Source organism: Pseudomonas sp. 43A (assembly GCF_013363935.1).
GTDB lineage: Bacteria > Pseudomonadota > Gammaproteobacteria > Pseudomonadales > Pseudomonadaceae > Aquipseudomonas > Aquipseudomonas crudilactis.
On sequence record NZ_CP054880.1, the window covers coordinates 6,349,563 to 6,370,373 of the forward strand.

The window sequence follows — 20,811 nt, forward strand, 5'->3', positions numbered from 1 at the left end:
CCTCTACTATCCGGCTTACCGTGAACCTGGAATAACTAAAAATGCTCTATCTATGGATCAAAGCTTTTCACATTGTCAGCGTCGTTTGCTGGTTTGCCGGGCTGTTCTACTTGCCGCGCCTGTTCGTGTATCACGCGCAAAGCGAAGACACGCTCAGCAAAGAACGCTTCAGCATCATGGAGCGCAAGCTGTATCGCGGCATCATGGGCCCGGCGATGATTGCGACGCTGATCTTCGGCGGCTGGCTGATCTATCTCAACCCGAGCATCTTCAGCATGGGTGGCTGGATTCACGCCAAGTTGACACTGGTCGTCTTGCTGATCGGCTACCACCACATGTGCGGCGCGCAGGTAAAACGTTTTGCCCGTGGCGAAAATACCCGCAGCCATGTCTTTTATCGCTGGTTCAATGAAGTGCCGGTTCTGATATTGCTGGCTATCGTAATTCTGGTCGTGGTCAAGCCGTTCTAACTTCAACAAGTACAGATCTTGGGGTGTTCATAATGTCGCTGCCCGCTTTGCTCGAACAACGTCTGCGTCTGCCGGTAGTGGCAGCGCCGATGTTCCTGATTTCCAACCCCGAGTTGGTACTCGCCTGCTGCCGTAACGGTGTGGTCGGTAGTTTTCCGGCATTGAACCAACGCGAAAGCAGCGGTTTCAAAGCATGGCTCGAGCAAATCGAAGCGGGACTGGCGGCACTCGACAACCCGGCGCCGTACGCGGTGAACCTGATCGTGCACAACAGCAACCCGCGCTTGCAGGCGGACCTGAATATCTGCGTCGAACATAAAGTGCCCATCGTCATCACCAGCCTCGGCGCGGTGAAGGAACTGGTCGACGCAGTACACAGCTATGGCGGCCTGGTCTTCCACGACGTCACCACTCGCAGACATGCCGAAAAAGCGGCCGAGGCCGGTGTCGACGGATTGATTGCCGTCGCGGCCGGCGCCGGCGGGCATGCCGGAACCTGGAGTCCGTTTGCGCTGATCGCCGAGATCCGAGAGTTTTTCGATAAAACCCTGCTGCTTGCAGGATGTCTTAACCACGGCCATGAGATTCTTGCCGCACAGCTGCTCGGTGCGGATCTGGCCTACTTCGGTACGCGATTTATCGGCACCACAGAAAGTCATGCGCCTGACGCCTATAAGGAGATGCTGCTGACAGCCAAGGCTGCGGACATCATCCATACTCCAGCGGTGTCGGGAGTGCCGGCGAGCTTTATGCGTCAGAGCCTGGAGGCGGCCGGTTTCGATATGGCTGCTCTGCAAGGCAAGGGCGAGGTCAATTTCGGTGACAAGCTCAAGCCGATCAGCGATGAAGCCAAAGCCTGGAAAACCGTGTGGTCGGCCGGTCAAGGCGTAGGGCAGATCGACGACCTGCCGAGCGTTGATCAATTGATCGCCCGACTGGACGCCGAGTATCGCCAGGCTCAGGAACGCGCGGCACAACTGCCGAAACGCTGGCCACGTTAAGAAATAGCGGGCGAGCCCCAAAGGACTGGCCTTACACTGCTGACCTTTCAATCCATTCGCGACAAGGATGCCTCGGCCATGAGCGAAACCCGTTACAAGATCGTGTTCGACGGTGCTCTACAGCCCGGTGTCGATATCACCACGGCCAAACTCAATCTGGCGGATCTGTTCAAAAGCGATGTGACCGCCATTGAGCGTCTTTTTAACGGCAATGTCGTCGCACTCAAGCGCGAGCTCTCCCACAGTGATGCTCAAACGTACCTGCAGGCACTGAACAAAACCGGGATCGCAGCGCGAATCGAAACGGAAACAGCCATCGAGCTGAATCTGGCCGATGTTCATGAGCATGCGCCGGTTGTTGCGGAACCTGACTCTCCATACGCGCCCCCTCGTGCCAGTGTCGGCGAGAGTCTGCCGGCGTTCGCCACGCTCAAGCCGTTCAGCGTTGAAGGTCGAATCGGACGCTTGCGTTTTCTGGCGTGGACGATGGTGCTGAGCCTGGTGACCTTGCCCATTGTCGGCGTATTCGCCCTCCTGGCTCTGGGGCTGGTCAGCGGTGATTCCACTACCGGCCTGATCATCGGCGGGATCTTCGCCTTCTTCCTGTTTATCGCTTTCCTGATTGTCAGCATTCTGTTCAGCGTTCAACGCCTGCACGACATAGGTTGGTCGGGTTGGCTCTGGCTGCTGAACCTGGTGCCTTTCGTGGGCAGTTTCTTTCCGCTGGTGATCATGGTCGTACCGGGCAACACCGGCGCCAATCGCTATGGCCCTCCCCCACCGCCCAACAGCACCGCAGTGAAAGTGCTGTGTTCACTGTGGATCGTGTTTTTCGCCCTGGTGTTCGCCGGCGGCATGCTTGGCGGGATCTCGGCGATCCAGCAGGAATACGAAAGCAACCTGGAAAGCAGCTACGAAAGTGGCTCGGTGACCACCGATGAAGTCGAAGTAGAAGTCGAATCACCCGTGGATTCCGCCGACGAAGCCGCCGAAGCGGCGCAGGCCCCTGTAGACTCTGCGAAAGAATGAACAGCGCTCCCCGCCGTGACAACCGCGTCGCTGGCGCGGAGCTGTTGCGATGGAGAATTGCATGACCCGTTACGCTCTGATCACTGGCGCCTCCAGCGGCATCGGCCTAGCACTGGCCGAAGCGCTGGCCCGGCGCGGCCGCAGCCTGATTCTGGTGGCACGACAGCGTGATCAGCTGGAAAGTATTGCGATCGAATTGACCCAGCGCTTTGGCGTCGAGGTACTGTTCCGCGCCTGCGATCTGGGCGAGCCATTGCGTCTGTCCGGCTTCCTGCTGGAACTCGAAGAAGGTGACCGGCAGATCGACTTGCTGGTCAATTGCGCCGGTATCGGTACCTGCGGCCCGTTTCTCGCGCAGGACTGGATGACCGAGCAGGATCTGATCGAGGTAAACATCCTCGCCCTCACCCGCCTCTGCCACGCCATCGGTAACAGCATGGCACTGCAGGGTGGTGGGCAGATTCTCAATGTCGCCTCGGTGGCCGCGTTCAATCCCGGCCCATGGATGAGCACCTACTACGCCAGCAAGGCGTATGTGCTGCACTTCTCCGAAGCCTTGCGGGTTGAACTCAAACAAAGTGCGGTGAAGGTTTCGGTGCTCTGCCCCGGCCCGACCCGTACGGCATTTTTCCGCACGGCACAGCTCAATAGCGACAAACTCAAAGACAGCAAATTGCTGATGAGCCCCGAGGAGGTTGCGCTGTACACCGTGCGCGCCCTCGACAAGAACCGCGCGATCATCATTCCGGGACGACGCAATCGATGGTTCGCTTTCCTGCCGAGACTGGGTTCGCGCTGGCTCAACCGTACCATTGTCGGCATGGTCAACAAGGCTTACTGCCCGCGCTGAAATGCCCTACAGGTAAAACACTGGGCGGGATAAGCCGCCCTGCGTACACTCAGACCAGCCCAAACAACGGAGAAAACAGCAGTGGATACTCTGTTCACCAAGATCATCAACCGGGAAATTCCGGCCAAGATCATTTACGAGGACGACCAGGTTCTGGCGTTCCACGACATCGCCCCTCAGGCACCGGTGCATTTTCTGGTCATCCCGAAAAAACCGGTGCGCACCCTCAATGACCTGACCGAAGACGACAAGGCACTGGCCGGGCATATCCTCTTCACTGCACAGCGCCTGGCGCTGGAGCTGGGCTGCGAAGATGGTTTCCGCGTGGTAATGAACTGCAATGAGAAGGGCGGCCAGACGGTCTATCACATTCACATGCACGTACTCGGGCAGCGCCAGATGAACTGGCCGCCGGGCTGATCCCCCCCCATCCCCCTGTGGGAGCGAGCCTGCTCGCGAAGACTTCGGCACATCCAATGTATCAGTGCCTGACGCTCCGCCTTCGCGAGCAGGCTCGCTCCCACAAAAAGCATGACCGCGCAGCAAATGACCCAGCGCAAACCTTCCCCCGGCCGATTCGGTTAAACTGGCCGTCGAGATTCTTCCCGGAGGTCAGCATGACTACCCAACGTCACTACTCGCCAATTGACCGTCTTCTGCTGCAAGCCGATGCCGCGATGCGTACCCTGTTGCCTTTCAGCGGCCAGCCGTACCGTCCATCGCCAGCGATTTTGCAACCGGAAACACCAATGAGCGACGAAGACACCCGCCACGTCGCCGGCCTGATGCGCATCAACCATACCGGTGAAGTCTGCGCGCAGGCGCTGTATCAGGGGCAGGCGCTGACCGCCAAGCTACCTCAGGTGCGCGAGGCCATGGAGCACGCCGCCGAAGAAGAGATTGATCATCTGGTGTGGTGCGAACAACGCATTCATCAGTTGGGCAGCCATACCAGTGTGCTCAATCCGCTGTTTTACGGCATGTCTTTCGGGATTGGCGCGGTGGCCGGGTTGATCAGCGACAAAGTCAGCCTCGGTTTTGTTGCGGCGACCGAACATCAGGTGTGCAAACACTTGAATGAACACCTGGAGCAATTGCCGGCCGAGGACGAAAAGTCCCGGGCGATTCTGGAACAGATGCGCATTGATGAAGAACATCATGCGGAAAGTGCCCTGGAGGCTGGCGGTTTCCGTTTTCCGGCGCCGGTGAAGTTCGGAATGAGTATTTTGGCCAAGGTGATGACCAAGAGTACTTATCGGATCTGAGAACGGTATTGCTGCAAAGGGCTCCTTCGCGAGCAGGCTCGCTCCCACAGGGGGTTGTGGCAGAAATGAAAAAGGCGACCGAAAGGTCGCCTTTTTTGTAGCCGGGAATCTTAGGTCGGCATGTTGCGCGCGTAGAAGATTTCGAGCATTTCGTGTTTCACCCGGTCGGTCACCTGAGCACGTTGCTCGGGGGACAGGTTGCTGGTCGCGTCGCCGAACAGGTAGTTATCCAGTTCGAAGTTCTTCAGCAGCATTTTGGTGTGGAACAGGTTTTCCTGGTACACGTTCACGTCGGTCATCTGGTACGCGTCGCGGGTGTCTTCGGAGAGGTAGTTCTGGATCGAGTTGATCTCGTGGTCGATGAAGTGCTTGTTGCCTTCAACGTCACGGGTGAAGCCGCGCACACGATAATCCACAGTCACGATGTCCGAATCGAACTGGTGAATGAGGAAATTGAGCGCTTTCAGCGGTGAGATGACACCACAGGTCGACACGTCGATGTCCACACGGAAGGTTGCAATACCGTCGTCCGGATGGATTTCCGGGTAGGTATGCACCGTGATGTGGCTCTTGTCGAGGTGGGCCAGGATAATTTCGGGCAACGGGCCCGGCGACTCTTCAATCTGGCTTTCAGTCGGGGTTACCGGCTCTTCAGAAATCAGAATCGTGACGCTGGCGCCCTGAGGTTCGTAGTCCTGACTGGCAATGTTCAGGATGTTGGCACCAATGATCTCAACAACTTCGGTGAGAATCTGCGTCAGGCGTTTCGCGTTGTACTCTTGATTGATGTACTCGACGTAAGCCTGCTGGTCTTGCGGGGTTTCCGCGTAGCAGATGTCATAGATGTTGAAGCTCAAGGTCTTTGTCAGGTTATTGAACCCGTGGAGCTTGAGTTTGCTTTTCACCGTTAAAAACTCTCTATGTATGCGGCCCGGCCGCGTGATCAAGCATGCCCGTCAAGTGCGAACAACGCACCTGCGTAGGACGGTTAACACCTCTTCGCGATGGCGATTTTGGTTATCTGTTCAGGCGGCTGGTCTGTCGGCTGACTGATCACTGCCCTGAAAAAAGTGGCGCATTATGCAGACGTCAGCGGGGGATCGCCAGAGTCTGCACTGCTTTTATGATAGTTGAATGTCGGTTCAACCGAGTTCGACGATTTCGTAGTCGTGGGTGATTGCCACGCCGGCCGCGCCGAGCATGATCGAGGCCGAGCAATACTTCTCGGCAGACAACTCGATGGCGCGCTTGACCTGGGCTTCTTTCAAGCCACGGCCCTTGACCACGAAATGCATGTGAATCTTGGTGAATACCTTCGGATCTTCGGTCGCGCGCTCGGCTTCGAGGAAGGCTTCACAGCTTTCAACGGCCTGACGGGACTTCTTCAGAATGCTGACCACGTCGAAATTGCTGCAACCGCCGACACCGAGCAGGAGCATTTCCATCGGGCGAACACCCAGATTACGACCACCGGCGTCCGGCGGACCGTCCATCACCACGACATGACCGCTGCCGGATTCGCCGAGGAACATGGCTTCGCCAGCCCATTGGATGCGTGCCTTCATCGCCAAGACTCCACTGTATAAAAAAGGGTCGCCAGCTTAGCACAGCGTCCCGGCCTGACAGCGAGTGCCGATCCTAGGACGGATGCCTCTGCGACGTAGGTAATTTCTCGAATTTTCGACGAAGTGTCTGTTAAGCTGGCGCCAATTCGCTGGCGCCCATGCCAGCTGTGTAGCGACCGCCTTCAGCGCCTCATAAAAAAATCAAACATCACCGTGCAGTCTTTTCGGGATACAACCATGGTTGCTATTACCCCCACACCCAAAATCAAGAATCTCGACAAGCTGTTGATGCATTGCCAGCGCCGTCGCCATGCGGCCAAGAGCAACATCATCTGTGCGGGCGATCGCTCGGACACGCTGTACTTCATCATCAAGGGTTCGGTAACGATCCTGATTGAGGATGACGACGGCCGCGAGATGATCATCGCTTACCTCAACGCCGGGGATTTCTTCGGTGAGCTGGGTCTGTTCGAACAAGCGGGCCAGGAACAGGAACGCAGCGCCTGGGTGCGGGCCAAGGTCGAATGCGAAACAGCGGAAATCAGTTACGCCAAGTTCCGCGAATTGTCGCAGCAGGACCCGGACATTCTTTACGTGCTCAGTGGACAAATCGCACAACGCCTGCGCAACACCACGCGCAAGGTTGGCGATCTGGCGTTCTTCGACGTCACTGGCCGGGTAGCACGTTGTCTGCTGGAACTGTGCAAGCAGCCAGATGCGATGACCCACCCGGACGGCATGCAGATCAAGGTGACGCGTCAGGAGATCGGGCGGATCGTTGGTTGTTCGCGGGAGATGGTCGGTCGCGTGCTCAAAGACCTTGAAGAACGCAACCTGGTCGATGTGAAAGGCAAGACCATGGTGGTCTTCGGCACTCGATAAACCGGTGACGTCAGGCGCGGTACATCTGCGCCAGCATTAGACGAAACAACTCATCGAGACGCGCCAAGGCCTGTGGCGCGTTGAATTTTTCATGCAGGGCAATGTGGCTTTGCGCCCGCACCCGCTGTTCCAGGCCACACGCTTCGTTGAAGCGATTGACCGCCGCAACCATCGATTCGCGCTCGTTATCCATCAGCATTGCACCGTGCACCAGACCGACCGGACGCTGTCCGCCCTGACTCTGGCGCCAGCGCTGGGCGGTGCCGACCATTTTGCGGCCATCGAGGTTGACGTTGAAGCGACCGTCGCAGAAGGCGCCGTCGATTTCACCCAACGATGCTGTGCCACCCAACTCGTCGAGCAACTGACAGATCGGATCGCACAGGCGTCGGTAGCCGGTTTCGATGCGGTTCAGATCGCCTTCGCTGCGTGGTGGTGCGTAGACCAGGGCGATATTGATTGTCGCGGCAGATTGCGGGACAGGTTCGCCGCCGGTTTCACGTAGCAGGACTGGCCAACCGGCGGCGGCGGAGACTTCGCAGGCGTGTTCGAATCCGGGGAGGCGATTGAGGCGGCGTGGCATGACCAGCGCACGGTCACTGGGTTGCCAGAACAGCAGGCCGAACTCCGAGTCGCCGGCGCAGACCGAGGCCAGCAAATCCTGTTCGGCTTGCAGGCCGGCTTCGATGGTCATGGGGGTTGGCAGCGACATGGAGGGCTCCGGCAGAGTGAACATCTTTAGCGGATTTTAGGGCCTCTTCGCGAGCAAGCTCGCTCCCACAGGAGAAATGCATTCCAATGTGGGAGCGAGCTTGCTCGCGAAAGGGTCGACTCAGTCTGAAAGAATATCAGTCGAGGGTCGAACCGCTGATCGACACGCCACGCTCCGGGAAGAACAGGCGCTGCAGTTCAGTGCCCGGATTTTCCGCGCGCATGAACGCTTCACCGACCAGGAACGAGTACACGTCACTGATTTCCATCAACTCGACATCGGCACGGTTGAGGATGCCGCTCTCGGTAATCACCAAGCGATCGCGCGGAATGCGCGGCAGCAGGTCGAGGGTGGTTTCCAGGCTGACTTCGAACGTGTGCAGGTTACGGTTGTTGACCCCGACCAACGGCGTGTCGAGGGTTTTCAATGCGCGCTCCAGCTCATCGCCATCGTGTACCTCGACCAGCACATCGAGACCGACGCTTTTGGCGACGGCGGCCAGCTCGGCCATTTTTACGTCATCCAGTGCAGAGACGATCAGCAGCACGCAGTCGGCGCCCAGCGCACGGGCTTCAATGATCTGGTAAGGATCGATCATGAAGTCCTTGCGGATCACCGGCAGGCTGCACGCGGCACGGGCCTGTTGCAGATAGGCGTCGGCGCCCTGGAAGTAATCGATATCGGTCAGCACGGACAGACAGGTCGCCCCGCCCTTCTCGTAACTTTTGGCGATCTCGGCCGGAACGAAGTTCTCGCGGATCACGCCTTTGCTCGGCGAAGCCTTTTTGATTTCGGCAATCACCGCTGGCTGCTTCTTCTTTGCCTGCACCAGTAATGCCTGGGCAAAACCACGGGGTGCATCGGCCGCCTTGGCCAGACTTTCCAGCTCGCTCAGGCTGACGCGGGCACTACGCTCGGCGACTTCCTGAACTTTGCGCGCCAGAATGTTTTCCAGAACCGTCGGTACACTCATCCTTCATTCTCCACTCTGAATACCGCGGTAAAGGCACCCAGCTCCTCGAGTTTTTCCCGAGCGAGACCGGTGTGCAGGGCGTCGTGCGCAAGCTCGACGCCCTGTTTCAAACTGCTGGCCAGGTCAGCGGCATACAGCGCTGCACCGGCATTGAGGACAATCATTTCGGCGGCTTTCTGGCCGTTTTCGGTTTTGCGCTTGCCCAATGCATCGCGGATCAGCGCCAGCGAGGCTTCCGGGCCGTCGACCGACAAGCCGTGCAGGCTCTGGCTTTTCATGCCGAGGTCTTCCGGCTCGACCCAATATTCAGTGATTTCGTTGTTCTTCAGCTCGGCGACAAAAGTCGGCGCAGCGAGACTGAACTCGTCCAGACCGTCCTTCGAATGCACCACCAGCACGTGCTTGCTGCCCAGACGCTGCAAGACTTCGGCCAATGGCCGGCACAGCGCCTTGTTGAATACGCCCACTACCTGATGCTTCACACCGGCCGGATTCGTAAGCGGGCCAAGCATGTTGAACAGCGTACGCAGGCCGAGATCGCGGCGCGGGCCGGCGGCGTACTTCATGGCTTTGTGGTGGGTCTGGGCAAACATGAAACCGATGCCGACGTTGTCGATGCAACGCGCAACCTGAACCGGCGTCAGGTTCAGATAAATACCGGCAGCTTCCAGCAAGTCGGCGCTACCGCTTTTACCCGAGACCGCACGGTTGCCGTGCTTGGCGACGGTGCAACCAGCAGCCGCGACAACAAACGATGAGGCAGTCGATACGTTGAAGATATTCGCGCCGTCACCGCCGGTGCCAACCACATCGACCACGCCGTCGAGAGTCTTCAGTTCGACCTGATCGGCCAGCTCACGCATCACCGACACGGCGCCGACGATTTCGTCGATGCTCTCGCTCTTCATGCGCATGGCCATCATGAACGCGCCGATCTGCGCGTCGCTGCATTGGCCGGTCATGATTTCGCGCATCACGTCGCGCATTTCATCGGTGCTGAGGTCGAGGTGTTCGACGATACGGCTCAGGGCTGTCTTGATATTCATGGGAAGTCCTTAGCGCGTGCCGCCGGTTTGTTTGAGGAAGTTGGCAAACAGTTCATGACCCTGCTCGGTCAGAATCGATTCGGGGTGGAACTGTACGCCCTCAATGTTCAGGGTCTTGTGACGCAGCCCCATGATTTCATCGACCGAGCCGTCATCGTGCTGGGTCCACGCGGTCAGTTCCAGACAATCGGGCAAAGTGTCGTGCTTGACGATCAGCGAGTGGTAACGAGTGACGGTCAACGGATGATTGAGGCCGGCGAAAACGCCCTTGTCCTCGTGGAATACCGGACTAGTCTTACCGTGCATTACTTGACGCGCACGCACTACGTCACCGCCAAAGGCCTGACCGATGGACTGGTGGCCGAGGCAGACGCCGAGGATCGGCAGTTTGCCGGCAAAGTGTTTGATGGCTTCGATGGAAATGCCGGCTTCGGTCGGCGTGCACGGACCGGGGGAAACCACGATGCGCTCAGGCTTGAGCGCTTCGATTTCAGCGATGGTCAGTTCGTCGTTGCGCACAACCTTGACCTCGGCACCCAGCTCGCCAAGGTATTGCACAACGTTGTAAGTAAAGGAGTCGTAGTTGTCGATCATCAGCAACATGGCGTGTCGAACCTCTTGAATTCTGATTTGAAAACAGCCTTCAGATCACTTGCCCGCAGGGCGCTGCACGATGTCGGACGCAGGAAGACGCGTCGGCACAGCGGCATTTCAAACAGGCAAGGAAGGCAAAGCGATACAGATCCGGCGGGGCCGGCAGAAAAGATTCAGGCGCGCCAACGCCAGCGGGCGTGTGCCTTGATGACTTGATCCAGAAGTTTGCTGGTGATCAACACGGGGAAGGTCTCGTTCATACGTTCCGGCACAGTAACTTAGCTGGGCGGAGCGTGCAATATGGCCGGGGCCGCGGGAGATAAAACCGGGGGAGGATTCACGACCGATGGCAAAACGCCGGGAGTTTTTGGTACTGTCGTTTCGTTCACCTACAACAATAAATAAACGGACTTGCTCATGATCAAACAGACGTTGTTTGTACCGCTGGCCGGATGCCTGCTCGCACTGGCTTGTGCTCAGGCCAATGCTGCACCCAATCCTTATTCGAATTTCGTGGTGTTTGGCGACAGCCTCAATGATGCCGGCACGTTTGCCGATACCGGCGGCCCTGCTGGCGCCACTCAGCGCTATACAAACCGCACCGGCCCGATTTATCAGGATGGCAGCGGCGAAGTGCGCTCCCTCAACTCTACACAACTGCTTGGTGGTCGCCTCGGATTCACCCCGGATCAGACAGCGTCCTCCAGCTCGGCAGTACGCGCCGACAACGGCCAGCCCGACGGCAACAACTGGGCAGTTGGCGGTTATCGCACCGACCAGATCCTCGATTCGATCACCACGCAATCCGCTACCGGTGAACGCACCCGCGCCGGTTACCTGCCATCGAACGGCTTCCGCGCCGACCCGAGGGCGCTGTATTACATCTCTGGCGGCGGCAACGATTTCCTCCAGGGGCGCATTCTCAGCCTGCCCCAAGCCAGCGCTGCTGCGGATCGACTGGCCGACAGCGTGCAAACCCTGCAAACCGCCGGCGCCAAATATGTGATGGTCTGGCTATTGCCTGACGTCGGCCTGACTCCGGCCATTAACGGTACGCCGCTGCAAGCGTTCAGCAGTCAGCTCGCGGGCCAGTTCAACAATCAGTTGGTCACACGCCTGCAAGGCATCAACGCCGAGATCATTCCGCTGAACATTCCGGTGCTGCTTTCGGAAGTATTTGCCGATCCGGGGCGTTTTGGTCTGGCCACCGATCAGAACCTGACCGCGACGTGCTTCAGTGGCAGTGGCTGCCCGGAAAACGCCCGTTATGGCATCAACAGTGCCACGCCGGATCCGACCAAGCTGATCTACAACGACGGCGTGCACCCGACCGAAGCCGGGCAAAAACTGATCTCCGACTACGCCTATTCCCTGCTCGCCGCGCCGTGGGAACTGACGCTGTTGCCGGAAATGGCTCACGCCACCGTACGCGCGCATCAGGATGAACTGCGCAACCAATGGCAGGCGGATTGGGAGAACTGGCAAGCGGTGGGCCAATGGCGCGCGATTGTTTCCGCAGGTGGCCAGCATCTGGATGTCGACAGCCAAAGCAGCGGCGCCAGTGCCGATGGCAGTGGTTACAACCTCAACGTCGGTGGCAGCTATCGCTTGAATGAAGCATGGCGCGTCGGTGTGGCGGGCGGTTTCTATCGGCAGAATCTGGAGGCCGGTCACAACGATTCGGACTACAAACTCAACAGCTATATGGCCACGGCATTTGCCCAGTACCAGCAAAACCGCTGGTGGGCTGACGCCGCGTTGACCGGCGGCAAACTCGACTACGACAACCTCAAGCGCAAATTTGATCTGGGCGCCAGCGAAGGTGCTGAAAAAGGCGACACCGACGGCAGCCTCTGGGCGTTCAGCGCTCGTGTCGGTTATGACATTGCCCAGCCGGGCAGCGAGTGGCACCTGTCGCCGTTCGTCAGCGCCGATTACGCCAGCGTCGATGTCGATGGCTACTCAGAGAAGAGCAACCGCGCTACTGCGCTGACCTTCGATGATCAGACCCGCGACTCGAAACGCCTGGGACTGGGCTTGCAGGGCAAATACAACATCACGCCGCAAACTCAGGTGTTCGGCGAGTACGCTCATGAGCGTGAGTACGAAGACGACGTGCAAAAGGTCAACATCGCGCTCAATACCTTGCCGGCGAATGACTTCAAACTTGAGGGTTATACGCCGCAGAGTCACCTGAACCGCTTGAGCCTGGGCGTCAGCCACAAGCTCACGGCGGATCTGGCGCTGCGTGGCGGTTACTCATTGCGCAAGGATGATGACTTTACCCAGCAGGGTGTGAATGTCGGGGTTGTGCTGGATTTCTAAAACCGCAGGCACAAAAAAAGCGGCGCCCTCACAGGCGCCGCTTTTTTAATGGCTACACACAAATCGAATGTGGGAGCGAGCTTGCTCGCGAAAGCGGTGGGTCAGCCAGCATAAATATTGACTGACGGGGCCTCTTCGCGAGCAAGCTCGCTCCCACAGGGAAGATCAGTGATCAGTCCGGGGTTTGCTCGGCCAGGGCCACGGCGCGGAACATCGCGCGGCGTTTGTTCAGGGTTTCTTCCCATTCCAGTGCCGGCACCGAGTCAGCAACGATGCCGCCACCGGCCTGCACGTGCAGTTCGCCGTTCTTGATCACCGCGGTGCGGATCGCAATCGCGGTGTCCATGTTGCCGTTCCAGGCGAAGTAACCGACCGCACCGCCATACACACCACGCTTGACCGGCTCCAGTTCGTCGATGATTTCCATCGCACGAATCTTCGGTGCGCCGGACAAGGTGCCCGCTGGCAGAATCGCCCGCAGCGCATCCATCGCCGTCAGCCCTTGTTTCAACTGGCCGGTGACGTTGGAGACGATGTGCATCACGTTGGAATAACGCTCGATGACCATCTTCTCGGTGAGTTTCACCGAACCAATCTCCGAGACGCGACCGGTATCGTTACGTCCGAGATCGATCAACATCAAGTGCTCGGCGATCTCCTTGTCGTCCGACAGCAGATCTTCTTCCAGCGCCACGTCCGCTTCTTCGGTCGCGCCACGAGGGCGAGTCCCGGCAATCGGACGCACGGTGATCAGGTTGTCTTCAACACGCACCAGCACTTCCGGCGAACTGCCAACAACATGGAAGTCGCCGAAGTTGAAGAAGTACATGTACGGCGTCGGGTTGAAGCAACGCAGCGCGCGATACAGATCGATCGGTGCAGCCTTGAAATCGATCGACATGCGCTGCGAAGGCACGACCTGCATGCAGTCACCGGCCAGGATGTATTCCTTGATGGTGTCGACGGCTTTTTCGTAATCGTTCTGGGTGAAACTGGAACGGAACACCGGATCAGCCGATTGCTGCTTGCTGAAATCCAGGCCACGGCGCGGGGTGATCGGCTGACGGAGCTTTTCCAGCAATGCCTGCAGTTGCGCCTTACCTTGTTCGAAGGCATCCGCCTGCGCTGGGTCGGCCAATACGATCGCGTGCATCTTGCCGGCCAGGTTATCGAACACCACAACAGCGTCGGAGACCATCAGCAGAATATCCGGCACGCCCAGCGGATCCGGATTCGGGCACTTGCCCAAACGCTTCTCGACATAACGCACGCAGTCGTAACCGAAGTATCCGACCAGGCCGCCGTTGAAACGCGGCAGACCGGCGATGGTCGGCACGTTGTAACGCGCATTGAAGGTTTCGACGAAGGCCAGCGGATCTTCAACGTCGTGGCTTTCGGTCTCGACGCCATCAACGGTGATGCTGACGTGATGGTCGTGAACCCGCAGCACGGTACGGCACGGCAGGCCGATAATCGAATAACGGCCCCACTTCTCACCGCCCTGCACCGACTCGAGCAGGTAGGAGTTGGGCTGGTCGGCCAGTTTCAGGTAGATCGACAGCGGCGTGTCGAAGTCGGCCAGGGTTTCGCAGGCCAACGGAATGCGGTTGTAGCCGTCAGCGGCCAAGCGCAGGAATTCTTCGCGGATCATAAGGTGCCTCGTGGTGTGAGGGGCAAATCAGTCAGGTATGCAAACGCGCCGGCAGGCCGGCCAGGAACAAGTCAGGCGCGCCAACGCCAGCGGGCCAGGGCCTTGATGACTTTCATCCAGAGTTTGCGAGTGACCACCACGATGGCGTTTCCAGAATGGGAGTGAGAAGCGTCGGGCAACGTTATCTCAGCGGCCGTACCGAGGCAACCGGGAATTAGCTTGCGCAGATCGTCGATCACCAGTGCCGGCGATTCTTCGGCAATCGGTCGGCCGTGGTTGTAGCCGTAACTCAGCGCTACGCATTTGACCCCCGCCGCCTTCGCCGCCAGTACGTCGCTGCGCGAGTCACCGACGAACAACGATTGCGAGGCCGGGATGTTGGCCATTTTCATCACGAAAAACAGCGCGGCCGGATCAGGCTTTTTCTGCGGCAGGGTATCGCCACCGATGATCCACTTGAAGTAGCGACCGATCTTCATCTGATCCAGCAGCGGCGCGACGAAGCGCTCCGGTTTGTTGGTAATCAGCGCCATGGCCACGCCTTGCTTGTGCAGCCACTTGAGGGTGTCGCGCACGCCGGGATAGACCACGGTCAGCTCATGGCTGGCGCCGTAGGCGTCCATGAATACTTCCAGCGCGTGCTCGGCTTCGACGTCATCCACCGCCGAATGATCGATACCACCGGCCAACGCACGGCGCACCAGCACTGGCGCGCCGTTGCCCACCCACTCGCGCACCGAATCGATGCCCGCCGGTTGCCGGCCGAGAGAGAGCAGCATGGTGTCCACCGCGGCTGCCAGGTCCGGAACCGAGTCGATCAGTGTGCCATCCAGATCGAACATCACCAGCCGTGGCAGTTTCCCCGGGAACAGCTGCTCAAACCCGCTCATGGGCGAGCCAGCGCCAGTTCGGAACGCATCTTGTCGATGACTTCCTGATAGTTCGGCGCGTTGAAGATTGCCGAGCCGGCGACAAAGGTATCAGCGCCAGCAGCAGCGATTTCGCGGATATTGTTGACGTTGACGCCGCCATCGATTTCCAGACGGATGTCACGGCCCGAAGCATCGATGATCGCCCGCGCTTCGCGCAGTTTGTCGAGGGTGCCAGGGATGAACTTCTGCCCGCCGAAGCCCGGGTTGACGCTCATCAGCAAGACCATATCGACCTTGTCGATCACGTACTTGAGTACGTCCAGCGGAGTTGCCGGGTTGAACACCAGACCGGATTTGCAGCCGCCTTCACGGATCAGCTGCAGCGAGCGATCAACGTGCAGCGTGGCTTCCGGGTGGAAGGTGATGTAGGTGGCGCCGGCCTCGATGAAGTCGCCAACGATGCGGTCCACCGGGCTGACCATCAAGTGTGCGTCGATCGGCGCGGTAACGCCGTACTTGCGCAATGCCGCGCAGACCATCGGGCCGATGGTCAGGTTTGGCACGTAGTGGTTGTCCATGACGTCGAAGTGGACGAAGTCGGCGCCAGCGGCCAGAACGTTGTCGACTTCCTCGCCGAGGCGGGCGAAGTCGGCGGAGAGAATCGACGGAGCAATTACGAAGGGCTGCATGACGCACCTTTTCTGAGCTAAATCACGATGGCGCGCATTGTATACCTCAAGTTTCCAAGCGCGCACCGTGACCGCGATGATTGGGTTGTGCCATGACGGATGACTGGCGCTGACTTAATACGCCGCGCGGTAGATCTTCTCGATGTCGACAGCGCTGAGTTTGCGCGGGTTGTTGCGCATCAGCCGCTCGATGCCCGCCGCTTCCACAGCCATCGCCGGGATCGCCTCTTCCGGGACACCGAAACTGCGCAGGCCGGCAGGAATTTCCACCGCCGCGCACAGATCGGTCATGGCCTGCACGGCTTTGTCTGCGGCCTCGGCGGCACTCAGATGAGCGGTCTTCACCCCCATGGCTTCGGCAATATCCTGCATGCGTTCAACGCAAGCCATCTTGTTCCAGGTCATGACATACGGCAGCAGCAACGCATTGCTCACGCCATGAGCGATGTTGAAGCGCCCGCCCAGCGGATACGCCAGCGCATGCACCGCGCCGACCCCGGCATTACCGAACGCCATACCGGCCATCAGGCTCGCGGTGGCCATGTCTTCGCGCGCTTGCAGGTTGGCGCCGTTGGCGTAGGCCTTTGGCAGGGCTTTGGCGATCAATTTGATGGCACCGATGGCCAGCGAGTCGGTGATCGGCGAGGCGTTGACCGACAGGTAGGATTCGATGGCGTGCACCAGCGCGTCGACACCACTGGCGGCGGTGACGCTGCGTGGACAGGTCAAGGTCATTTGCGGGCTGACTAGCGCCACGTCCGGTAATAGAAAGTCGCTGACGATGCCTTTCTTCAGTTGCGCGACTTTGTCCGAAAGGATTGCGACGTTAGTGACTTCTGAACCGGTGCCAGCGGTGGTCGGGATGGCGATCAGTGGCGGGCCTTTGCGTGGCACCTGCTCGACACCGAACAGATCTTCCAGCGCGCCGTGGTAACCGGCGTAGGCGGCGACGCTTTTGGCGATGTCGATGGCGCTGCCGCCACCGAGGCCGATCAAACCGTCATGCCCGCCTTCGCGGTAAACACGCATGCAGTCTTCGACGATGGCGATTTCCGGGTCGGGCAGCACGCGGTCGAAAATCTCGTAGTCACGCCCGCCGAGTTGTACCAGCGCCAGCTCCACCGTGCCGGATTTGACCAGCGCGGCGTCGGTAACGATCAGGGGGTTGTCGATGTCCAGGCGCGTGAGTTCGGCGGCCAGTTGCTCGATGGCTCCGGCGCCGGTGATCAGTTTGTGAGCGATTTTGAACTGGGACAGACTCATCGTGCGCAGCCTCTTATAGATGTGGGAGCTGGGCACAAGATTAGCTGGGGATTTGGGGTTGTCTGCTATTCAGGTGGTGAATGGTTGATCGGCCAGAAGGTCCAGAGCCCCTCACCCTAGCCCACTCCCGGAGGTAGAGGGGACTGACCGCGCTGTACTTTCGAAGTACACCGACCTGAAATACCGAGTCGAACTCAGGTTTTGAAAAGCACAACGATCTGCTCCCTTTCCCCTCGCCCCCCATGGGGGAGAGGGTTGGGGTGAGGGGGGAAAGGATCTTCAGTTCGCCGCTAGACTTGAGCAGTCCGCAGTTTTTCGCTACGCCCACGCAACCATTCCAGCGTCAGCAGCAGGATCACGGAGAAGGCGATCAGCAAGGTCGCGGCAGCCGCAATCGTCGGGCTCAGGTTCTCACGAATCCCGCTAAACATTTGCCGAGGCAACGTCGCCTGCTCAGGCCCGGCAAGAAACAACGTCACCACCACCTCATCAAACGAAGTCGCAAACGCAAATAGCGCCCCCGAAATCACTCCCGGCGCAATCAGCGGCAAAGTCACCCGCCGGAACGCGGTCAACGGCGAGGCCCCCAAACTGGCAGCAGCCCGCACCAGATTGTGATTAAAGCCCTGCAACGTCGCCGACACCGTGATGATCACAAACGGCACGCCCAACACCGCGTGCACCACAATCAACGAGAAGAAGCTATTGCCCAACCCCAGCGGCGCGAAGAACAGATAACTCGCCACACCAATGATCACCACCGGCACCACCATCGGCGAAATCACCAGCGCCATAACCAGCGATTTCCCGGGGAAGTCACCGCGAGTCAGGCCAATCGCCGCCAGCGTACCGAAGACCATCGCCAGCACCGTCGCCGCCGGGGCGACGATGATGCTGTTCTTCAACGCACGCATCCATTCCGCCGAAGCAAAGAAGTCGTGATACCACTGCAGCGAAAATCCCTGCAGCGGATACACCAGAAAACTCCCCGAGTTGAACGACAGCGGAATGATCACCAGCACCGGCAGAATCAGGAACAACAGAATCAGGCCGCAGAGGATCCGCAGGCTGTAGAACCACACCCGTTCGATGGGCGACATGTAAGGACTCAGCATCTCGAATTCCCCTTAGCTCAGGCGCAGGCGACTGGCGCCGACCAGCCAGCTGTAAATCAGATAAAGCACCACCGTCGCCAGCAGCAACAGCCCGCCGAGTGCGGTGGCCATGCCCCAGTTGATGCTGGTGTTGGTGTAGAAGGCGACGAAGTAGCTGACCATTTGATCGTTCGGGCTGCCGAGCAGCGCCGGGGTGATGTAGTAGCCGATGGCAAGGATGAACACCAACAGGCAACCGGCGCCAACACCGGCGTAGGTCTGCGGGAAGTAAACCCGCCAGAAACTGGCGAACGGGTGGCAGCCGAGGGAAATTGCAGCGCGCATGTAGGTCGGCGAGATGCCTTTCATCACGCTGTAGATCGGCAGAATCATGAACGGTAGCAGGATGTGCACCATCGAGATGTACACACCGGTGCGGTTGAACACCAGTTCCAGCGGTTTATCGATGATGCCCATCGCCATCAGACCGCTATTGATCAGGCCGCCCGATTGCAGGAGCACGATCCACGCGGCGACGCGCACCAGAATCGAGGTCCAGAACGGCAGCAGCACCAGAATCATCAGCAGGTTGCTTTGCCGCGATGGCAGGTTCGCCAGCAAATAAGCCAGTGGATAAGCCAGCAGCAGGCAAATCACGGTGATGACCAGGCCCATCCAGAAGGTGCGGGCGAAGATGTCCAGGTAGATCGCCTGATCCGGGGTGGCCGGGGCGATTTCGCCGAGGTCGTCGATGCGGTGATCGACGGCCGCCAGCAAGTAGTACGGGGTGATGCTGCTGGTGTTGCGTTTGACCGCTTGCCAGTAGGCCGGGTCGCCCCAACGTTCGTCGAGCGCTTCCAGCGCTTCTTTATAAGAGGCCGGCTCGCTGGCAAACGGCAGCGCCCGGGCGGTTTTGGTCAGCAGGCTGCGATAGCCGGCCAACTCCATGTTCAAGCGCTTGGACAGATCGCCCAGCGTCTGGTTTTTACGTGCTTCGGCAAGGTCTTCGCCCGCAGCCTTGTAGACCGGTTCAGCGGGCAGGCCGCGGCCGTCCCAACTGACGATGGCCGCCACGGTGCGCGGCATGCCGCCGACCACTTCGGGGTTGCCAACGCTTTTGTAGAGCAGCGCCACGATCGGCACCAGAAACACCAGCAACAGAAACAGCACCAGCGGCGCAATCAGCGCTTGAGCCTTCCAGCGGTTGACCCGCTCGGCGCGCTTGAGCTTCTGCTTCAAGGTGGGGCTGTTGCCCTCGTTCAGGGGAACGGCGATGGCCATGACGTACTCCGCAAATCTTTGATCGTTACAGAGGTGGCGAACCACCTCGATCGATTGATGCACACAGATCCAAATGTGGGAGCGAGCTTGCTCGCGAAGGCGGCGCATCAGTCGACATCAATGTTGAATGTACTGGCGCTTTCGCGAGCAAGCTCGCTCCCACAGGAGAGCGAGCCCTCGGTTATTTCGCAGCCCAGGAATTGAAGCGCTGCTCCAGTTGCTCGCCGTTGTCAGCCCAGAAGCTGACGTCGATCTGCACCTGGTTGGCGATGTTTTCCGGGGTGGTCGGCATGTCTTTCAGGACGTCCTTGGCCAGCAGCGGCACAGCCTGGGTGTTGGCCGGGCCGTAAGCGATGTTTTCCGAATAGGTCTTCTGCTGCTGCGGCTGTACCGAGTAAGCGATGAACTTCTTCGCCGCTTCGGCACGCTTGGCGTCCAGACCTTTCGGGATGGCCCAGGCGTCGAAGTCGTAGATACCGCCGTTCCACACCACTTTCAGATTGGATTCTTTCTGCACGGCAGCGATGCGACCGTTGTAGGCCGAGCTCATCACCACGTCGCCGGAAGCGAGGTACTGCGGCGGTTGTGCGCCGGCTTCCCACCACTGGATGCTCGGTTTCAGCTCATCGAGTTTCTTGAACGCGCGATCCTGACCGCCCTTGCTCGCCAGTTCCTTGTAGACGTCTTTCGGCGCCACACCGTCGGCCATCAGCGCGAATTCGAGGGTGTACTTGGCGCCCTTACGCAGACCACGCTTGCCCGGGAATTTCTTGGTGTCCCAGAAATCCGCCCAACTGGTCGGTGCGGTTTTCAGCTTGTCGGCGTTGTAAGCGAGTACGGTCGACCAAACGAAGAAGCCCACGCCGCATGGCTGAATCGCGCCTTTGACGTAGTCTTCGGTCTTGCCGAACAGTGCCGGATCGAGTTGTTCGAACATGTCTTCGTCGCAACCACGGGACAGCTCTGGCGATTCAACTTCCACCAGGTCCCACGACACACTCTTGGTGTCGACCATGGCTTTGACCTTGGCCATCTCGCCGTTGTACTCGCCAGCGACGATCTTGCCGTTGCCCGCCGCTTCCCACGGTGCGTAGAAGGCTTTGACTTGCGCCGCCTTGTTCGCCCCGCCAAACGACACCACGGTCAAATCCGGGCCAGCGGCCATTGCGCTGGCCGCACCCATCAGGCCCAGGGTCAGGGCGGTGAACTTCAGGGATCTCAACATTTATTGTTCTCTCCACGTGCAGGG

General features: G+C 59.1%; 21 protein-coding genes. 8 read left to right on the forward strand and 13 right to left on the reverse strand.

The window, feature by feature from the left end:
• Nucleotides 1–41 precede the first annotated feature (41 nt).
• From hemJ to coq7, 6 genes are all read left to right on the forward strand, one after another.
• A complete protein-coding gene (gene hemJ, locus HUW52_RS28085; RefSeq protein WP_077574746.1) occupies nucleotides 42–470 on the forward strand; it encodes a protoporphyrinogen oxidase HemJ in 429 nt (142 codons plus the stop codon).
• 32 nt (nucleotides 471–502) lie between these two features.
• The gene (locus HUW52_RS28090; RefSeq protein WP_175555455.1) at nucleotides 503–1,471 is read left to right on the forward strand and encodes a nitronate monooxygenase family protein; all 969 of its coding nucleotides are present in this window, start codon (nucleotides 503–505) and stop codon (nucleotides 1,469–1,471) included.
• Between the two features lie 78 nt (nucleotides 1,472–1,549).
• A complete protein-coding gene (locus HUW52_RS28095) occupies nucleotides 1,550–2,500 on the forward strand; it encodes a DUF805 domain-containing protein (RefSeq protein WP_016983468.1) in 951 nt (316 codons plus the stop codon).
• A gap of 61 nt (nucleotides 2,501–2,561) precedes the next feature.
• A complete protein-coding gene (locus tag HUW52_RS28100; protein ID WP_016983469.1) occupies nucleotides 2,562–3,350 on the forward strand; it encodes an SDR family oxidoreductase in 789 nt (262 codons plus the stop codon).
• Nucleotides 3,351–3,431: 81 nt separating this feature from the next.
• On the forward strand, nucleotides 3,432–3,770 hold the full coding sequence (locus tag HUW52_RS28105) for a histidine triad nucleotide-binding protein (protein WP_053124353.1): 339 nt from the start codon (nucleotides 3,432–3,434) through the stop codon (nucleotides 3,768–3,770).
• A 197-nt stretch (nucleotides 3,771–3,967) separates the two neighbouring features.
• Nucleotides 3,968–4,615 carry a 2-polyprenyl-3-methyl-6-methoxy-1,4-benzoquinone monooxygenase gene (gene coq7 / locus HUW52_RS28110; RefSeq protein WP_016983470.1) on the forward strand — a complete coding sequence of 216 codons (648 nt, stop codon included), beginning with the start codon at nucleotides 3,968–3,970 and terminating at the stop codon, nucleotides 4,613–4,615.
• A 110-nt stretch (nucleotides 4,616–4,725) separates the two neighbouring features.
• On the opposite strand, the gene speD is transcribed toward coq7, so the two are convergent.
• Together speD and HUW52_RS28120 are read right to left on the reverse strand one after the other, a co-directional pair.
• Nucleotides 4,726–5,520, reverse strand: coding sequence for an adenosylmethionine decarboxylase (speD, locus tag HUW52_RS28115; RefSeq protein ID WP_016983471.1), 795 nt, complete (start codon nucleotides 5,518–5,520; stop codon nucleotides 4,726–4,728).
• Nucleotides 5,521–5,757: 237 nt separating this feature from the next.
• Complete coding sequence (locus HUW52_RS28120; protein WP_003228794.1) at nucleotides 5,758–6,180, reverse strand: OsmC family protein; 423 nt, start codon at nucleotides 6,178–6,180, stop codon at nucleotides 5,758–5,760.
• 237 nt (nucleotides 6,181–6,417) lie between these two features.
• Between HUW52_RS28120 and crp the strand changes: the two genes are divergently transcribed.
• Complete coding sequence (gene crp / locus HUW52_RS28125; protein ID WP_008088598.1) at nucleotides 6,418–7,062, forward strand: cAMP-activated global transcriptional regulator CRP; 645 nt, start codon at nucleotides 6,418–6,420, stop codon at nucleotides 7,060–7,062.
• 10 nt (nucleotides 7,063–7,072) lie between these two features.
• Here crp and HUW52_RS28130 read toward each other — a convergent pair whose 3' ends face one another.
• From HUW52_RS28130 to HUW52_RS28145, 4 genes are all read right to left on the reverse strand, one after another.
• Complete coding sequence (locus HUW52_RS28130) at nucleotides 7,073–7,774, reverse strand: lipoate--protein ligase family protein (protein WP_175555456.1); 702 nt, start codon at nucleotides 7,772–7,774, stop codon at nucleotides 7,073–7,075.
• 136 nt (nucleotides 7,775–7,910) lie between these two features.
• Nucleotides 7,911–8,747, reverse strand: a complete 837-nt coding sequence (gene trpC, locus HUW52_RS28135; RefSeq protein ID WP_175555457.1) for an indole-3-glycerol phosphate synthase TrpC — start codon at nucleotides 8,745–8,747, stop codon at nucleotides 7,911–7,913.
• Entirely contained in the window at nucleotides 8,744–9,793 is a 1,050-nt protein-coding gene (trpD, locus tag HUW52_RS28140; protein ID WP_016983474.1) for an anthranilate phosphoribosyltransferase, read from the reverse strand. The genes trpC and trpD overlap by 4 nt, the downstream gene beginning before the upstream one ends.
• A gap of 9 nt (nucleotides 9,794–9,802) precedes the next feature.
• On the reverse strand, nucleotides 9,803–10,396 hold the full coding sequence (locus HUW52_RS28145) for an aminodeoxychorismate/anthranilate synthase component II (protein ID WP_095050324.1): 594 nt from the start codon (nucleotides 10,394–10,396) through the stop codon (nucleotides 9,803–9,805).
• 408 nt (nucleotides 10,397–10,804) lie between these two features.
• Here HUW52_RS28145 and estP point away from each other — a divergent pair, with 408 nt between their 5' ends.
• The gene (estP, locus tag HUW52_RS28150) at nucleotides 10,805–12,712 is read left to right on the forward strand and encodes an esterase EstP (RefSeq protein WP_016985238.1); all 1,908 of its coding nucleotides are present in this window, start codon (nucleotides 10,805–10,807) and stop codon (nucleotides 12,710–12,712) included.
• Between the two features lie 172 nt (nucleotides 12,713–12,884).
• Here estP and trpE read toward each other — a convergent pair whose 3' ends face one another.
• The 7 genes from trpE to HUW52_RS28185 form a co-directional block, all read right to left on the reverse strand.
• Nucleotides 12,885–14,363 (reverse strand): anthranilate synthase component I, encoded by a 1,479-nt coding sequence (gene trpE, locus HUW52_RS28155; protein WP_175555458.1) that lies wholly within the window; start codon nucleotides 14,361–14,363, stop codon nucleotides 12,885–12,887.
• A 71-nt stretch (nucleotides 14,364–14,434) separates the two neighbouring features.
• Nucleotides 14,435–15,253 carry a phosphoglycolate phosphatase gene (locus tag HUW52_RS28160; RefSeq protein WP_175555459.1) on the reverse strand — a complete coding sequence of 273 codons (819 nt, stop codon included), beginning with the start codon at nucleotides 15,251–15,253 and terminating at the stop codon, nucleotides 14,435–14,437.
• Complete coding sequence (gene rpe / locus HUW52_RS28165) at nucleotides 15,250–15,924, reverse strand: ribulose-phosphate 3-epimerase (RefSeq protein ID WP_007918813.1); 675 nt, start codon at nucleotides 15,922–15,924, stop codon at nucleotides 15,250–15,252. The genes HUW52_RS28160 and rpe overlap by 4 nt, the downstream gene beginning before the upstream one ends.
• A 114-nt stretch (nucleotides 15,925–16,038) precedes the next feature.
• Nucleotides 16,039–17,187 (reverse strand): iron-containing alcohol dehydrogenase, encoded by a 1,149-nt coding sequence (locus tag HUW52_RS28170; RefSeq protein ID WP_175555460.1) that lies wholly within the window; start codon nucleotides 17,185–17,187, stop codon nucleotides 16,039–16,041.
• 290 nt (nucleotides 17,188–17,477) lie between these two features.
• Entirely contained in the window at nucleotides 17,478–18,302 is an 825-nt protein-coding gene (locus HUW52_RS28175) for an ABC transporter permease (RefSeq protein ID WP_016985352.1), read from the reverse strand.
• 12 nt (nucleotides 18,303–18,314) lie between these two features.
• Nucleotides 18,315–19,562 carry an ABC transporter permease gene (locus tag HUW52_RS28180; RefSeq protein ID WP_016985351.1) on the reverse strand — a complete coding sequence of 416 codons (1,248 nt, stop codon included), beginning with the start codon at nucleotides 19,560–19,562 and terminating at the stop codon, nucleotides 18,315–18,317.
• A gap of 181 nt (nucleotides 19,563–19,743) precedes the next feature.
• Nucleotides 19,744–20,787 carry an ABC transporter substrate-binding protein gene (locus HUW52_RS28185; protein ID WP_008085222.1) on the reverse strand — a complete coding sequence of 348 codons (1,044 nt, stop codon included), beginning with the start codon at nucleotides 20,785–20,787 and terminating at the stop codon, nucleotides 19,744–19,746.
• Nucleotides 20,788–20,811: the final 24 nt, after the last annotated feature.

What these genes read in the sequence shown, in the direction of transcription:
- hemJ (WP_077574746.1), top strand. Translation starts at nt 42, where the DNA reads ATGCTCTATCTATGGATCAAAGCTTTTCACATTGTCAGCGTCGTTTGC.
- HUW52_RS28090 (WP_175555455.1), top strand. Translation starts at nt 503, where the DNA reads ATGTCGCTGCCCGCTTTGCTCGAACAACGTCTGCGTCTGCCGGTAGTG.
- HUW52_RS28095 (WP_016983468.1), top strand. Translation starts at nt 1,550, where the DNA reads ATGAGCGAAACCCGTTACAAGATCGTGTTCGACGGTGCTCTACAGCCC.
- HUW52_RS28100 (WP_016983469.1), top strand. Translation starts at nt 2,562, where the DNA reads ATGACCCGTTACGCTCTGATCACTGGCGCCTCCAGCGGCATCGGCCTA.
- coq7 (WP_016983470.1), top strand. Translation starts at nt 3,968, where the DNA reads ATGACTACCCAACGTCACTACTCGCCAATTGACCGTCTTCTGCTGCAA.
- HUW52_RS28120 (WP_003228794.1), bottom strand. Translation starts at nt 6,180, where the DNA reads ATGAAGGCACGCATCCAATGGGCTGGCGAAGCCATGTTCCTCGGCGAA.
- crp (WP_008088598.1), top strand. Translation starts at nt 6,418, where the DNA reads ATGGTTGCTATTACCCCCACACCCAAAATCAAGAATCTCGACAAGCTG.
- HUW52_RS28130 (WP_175555456.1), bottom strand. Translation starts at nt 7,774, where the DNA reads ATGTCGCTGCCAACCCCCATGACCATCGAAGCCGGCCTGCAAGCCGAA.
- trpC (WP_175555457.1), bottom strand. Translation starts at nt 8,747, where the DNA reads ATGAGTGTACCGACGGTTCTGGAAAACATTCTGGCGCGCAAAGTTCAG.
- trpD (WP_016983474.1), bottom strand. Translation starts at nt 9,793, where the DNA reads ATGAATATCAAGACAGCCCTGAGCCGTATCGTCGAACACCTCGACCTC.
- HUW52_RS28145 (WP_095050324.1), bottom strand. Translation starts at nt 10,396, where the DNA reads ATGTTGCTGATGATCGACAACTACGACTCCTTTACTTACAACGTTGTG.
- estP (WP_016985238.1), top strand. Translation starts at nt 10,805, where the DNA reads ATGATCAAACAGACGTTGTTTGTACCGCTGGCCGGATGCCTGCTCGCA.
- trpE (WP_175555458.1), bottom strand. Translation starts at nt 14,363, where the DNA reads ATGATCCGCGAAGAATTCCTGCGCTTGGCCGCTGACGGCTACAACCGC.
- HUW52_RS28160 (WP_175555459.1), bottom strand. Translation starts at nt 15,253, where the DNA reads ATGAGCGGGTTTGAGCAGCTGTTCCCGGGGAAACTGCCACGGCTGGTG.
- rpe (WP_007918813.1), bottom strand. Translation starts at nt 15,924, where the DNA reads ATGCAGCCCTTCGTAATTGCTCCGTCGATTCTCTCCGCCGACTTCGCC.
- HUW52_RS28170 (WP_175555460.1), bottom strand. Translation starts at nt 17,187, where the DNA reads ATGAGTCTGTCCCAGTTCAAAATCGCTCACAAACTGATCACCGGCGCC.
- HUW52_RS28175 (WP_016985352.1), bottom strand. Translation starts at nt 18,302, where the DNA reads ATGCTGAGTCCTTACATGTCGCCCATCGAACGGGTGTGGTTCTACAGC.
- HUW52_RS28180 (WP_016985351.1), bottom strand. Translation starts at nt 19,562, where the DNA reads ATGGCCATCGCCGTTCCCCTGAACGAGGGCAACAGCCCCACCTTGAAG.
- HUW52_RS28185 (WP_008085222.1), bottom strand. Translation starts at nt 20,787, where the DNA reads ATGTTGAGATCCCTGAAGTTCACCGCCCTGACCCTGGGCCTGATGGGT.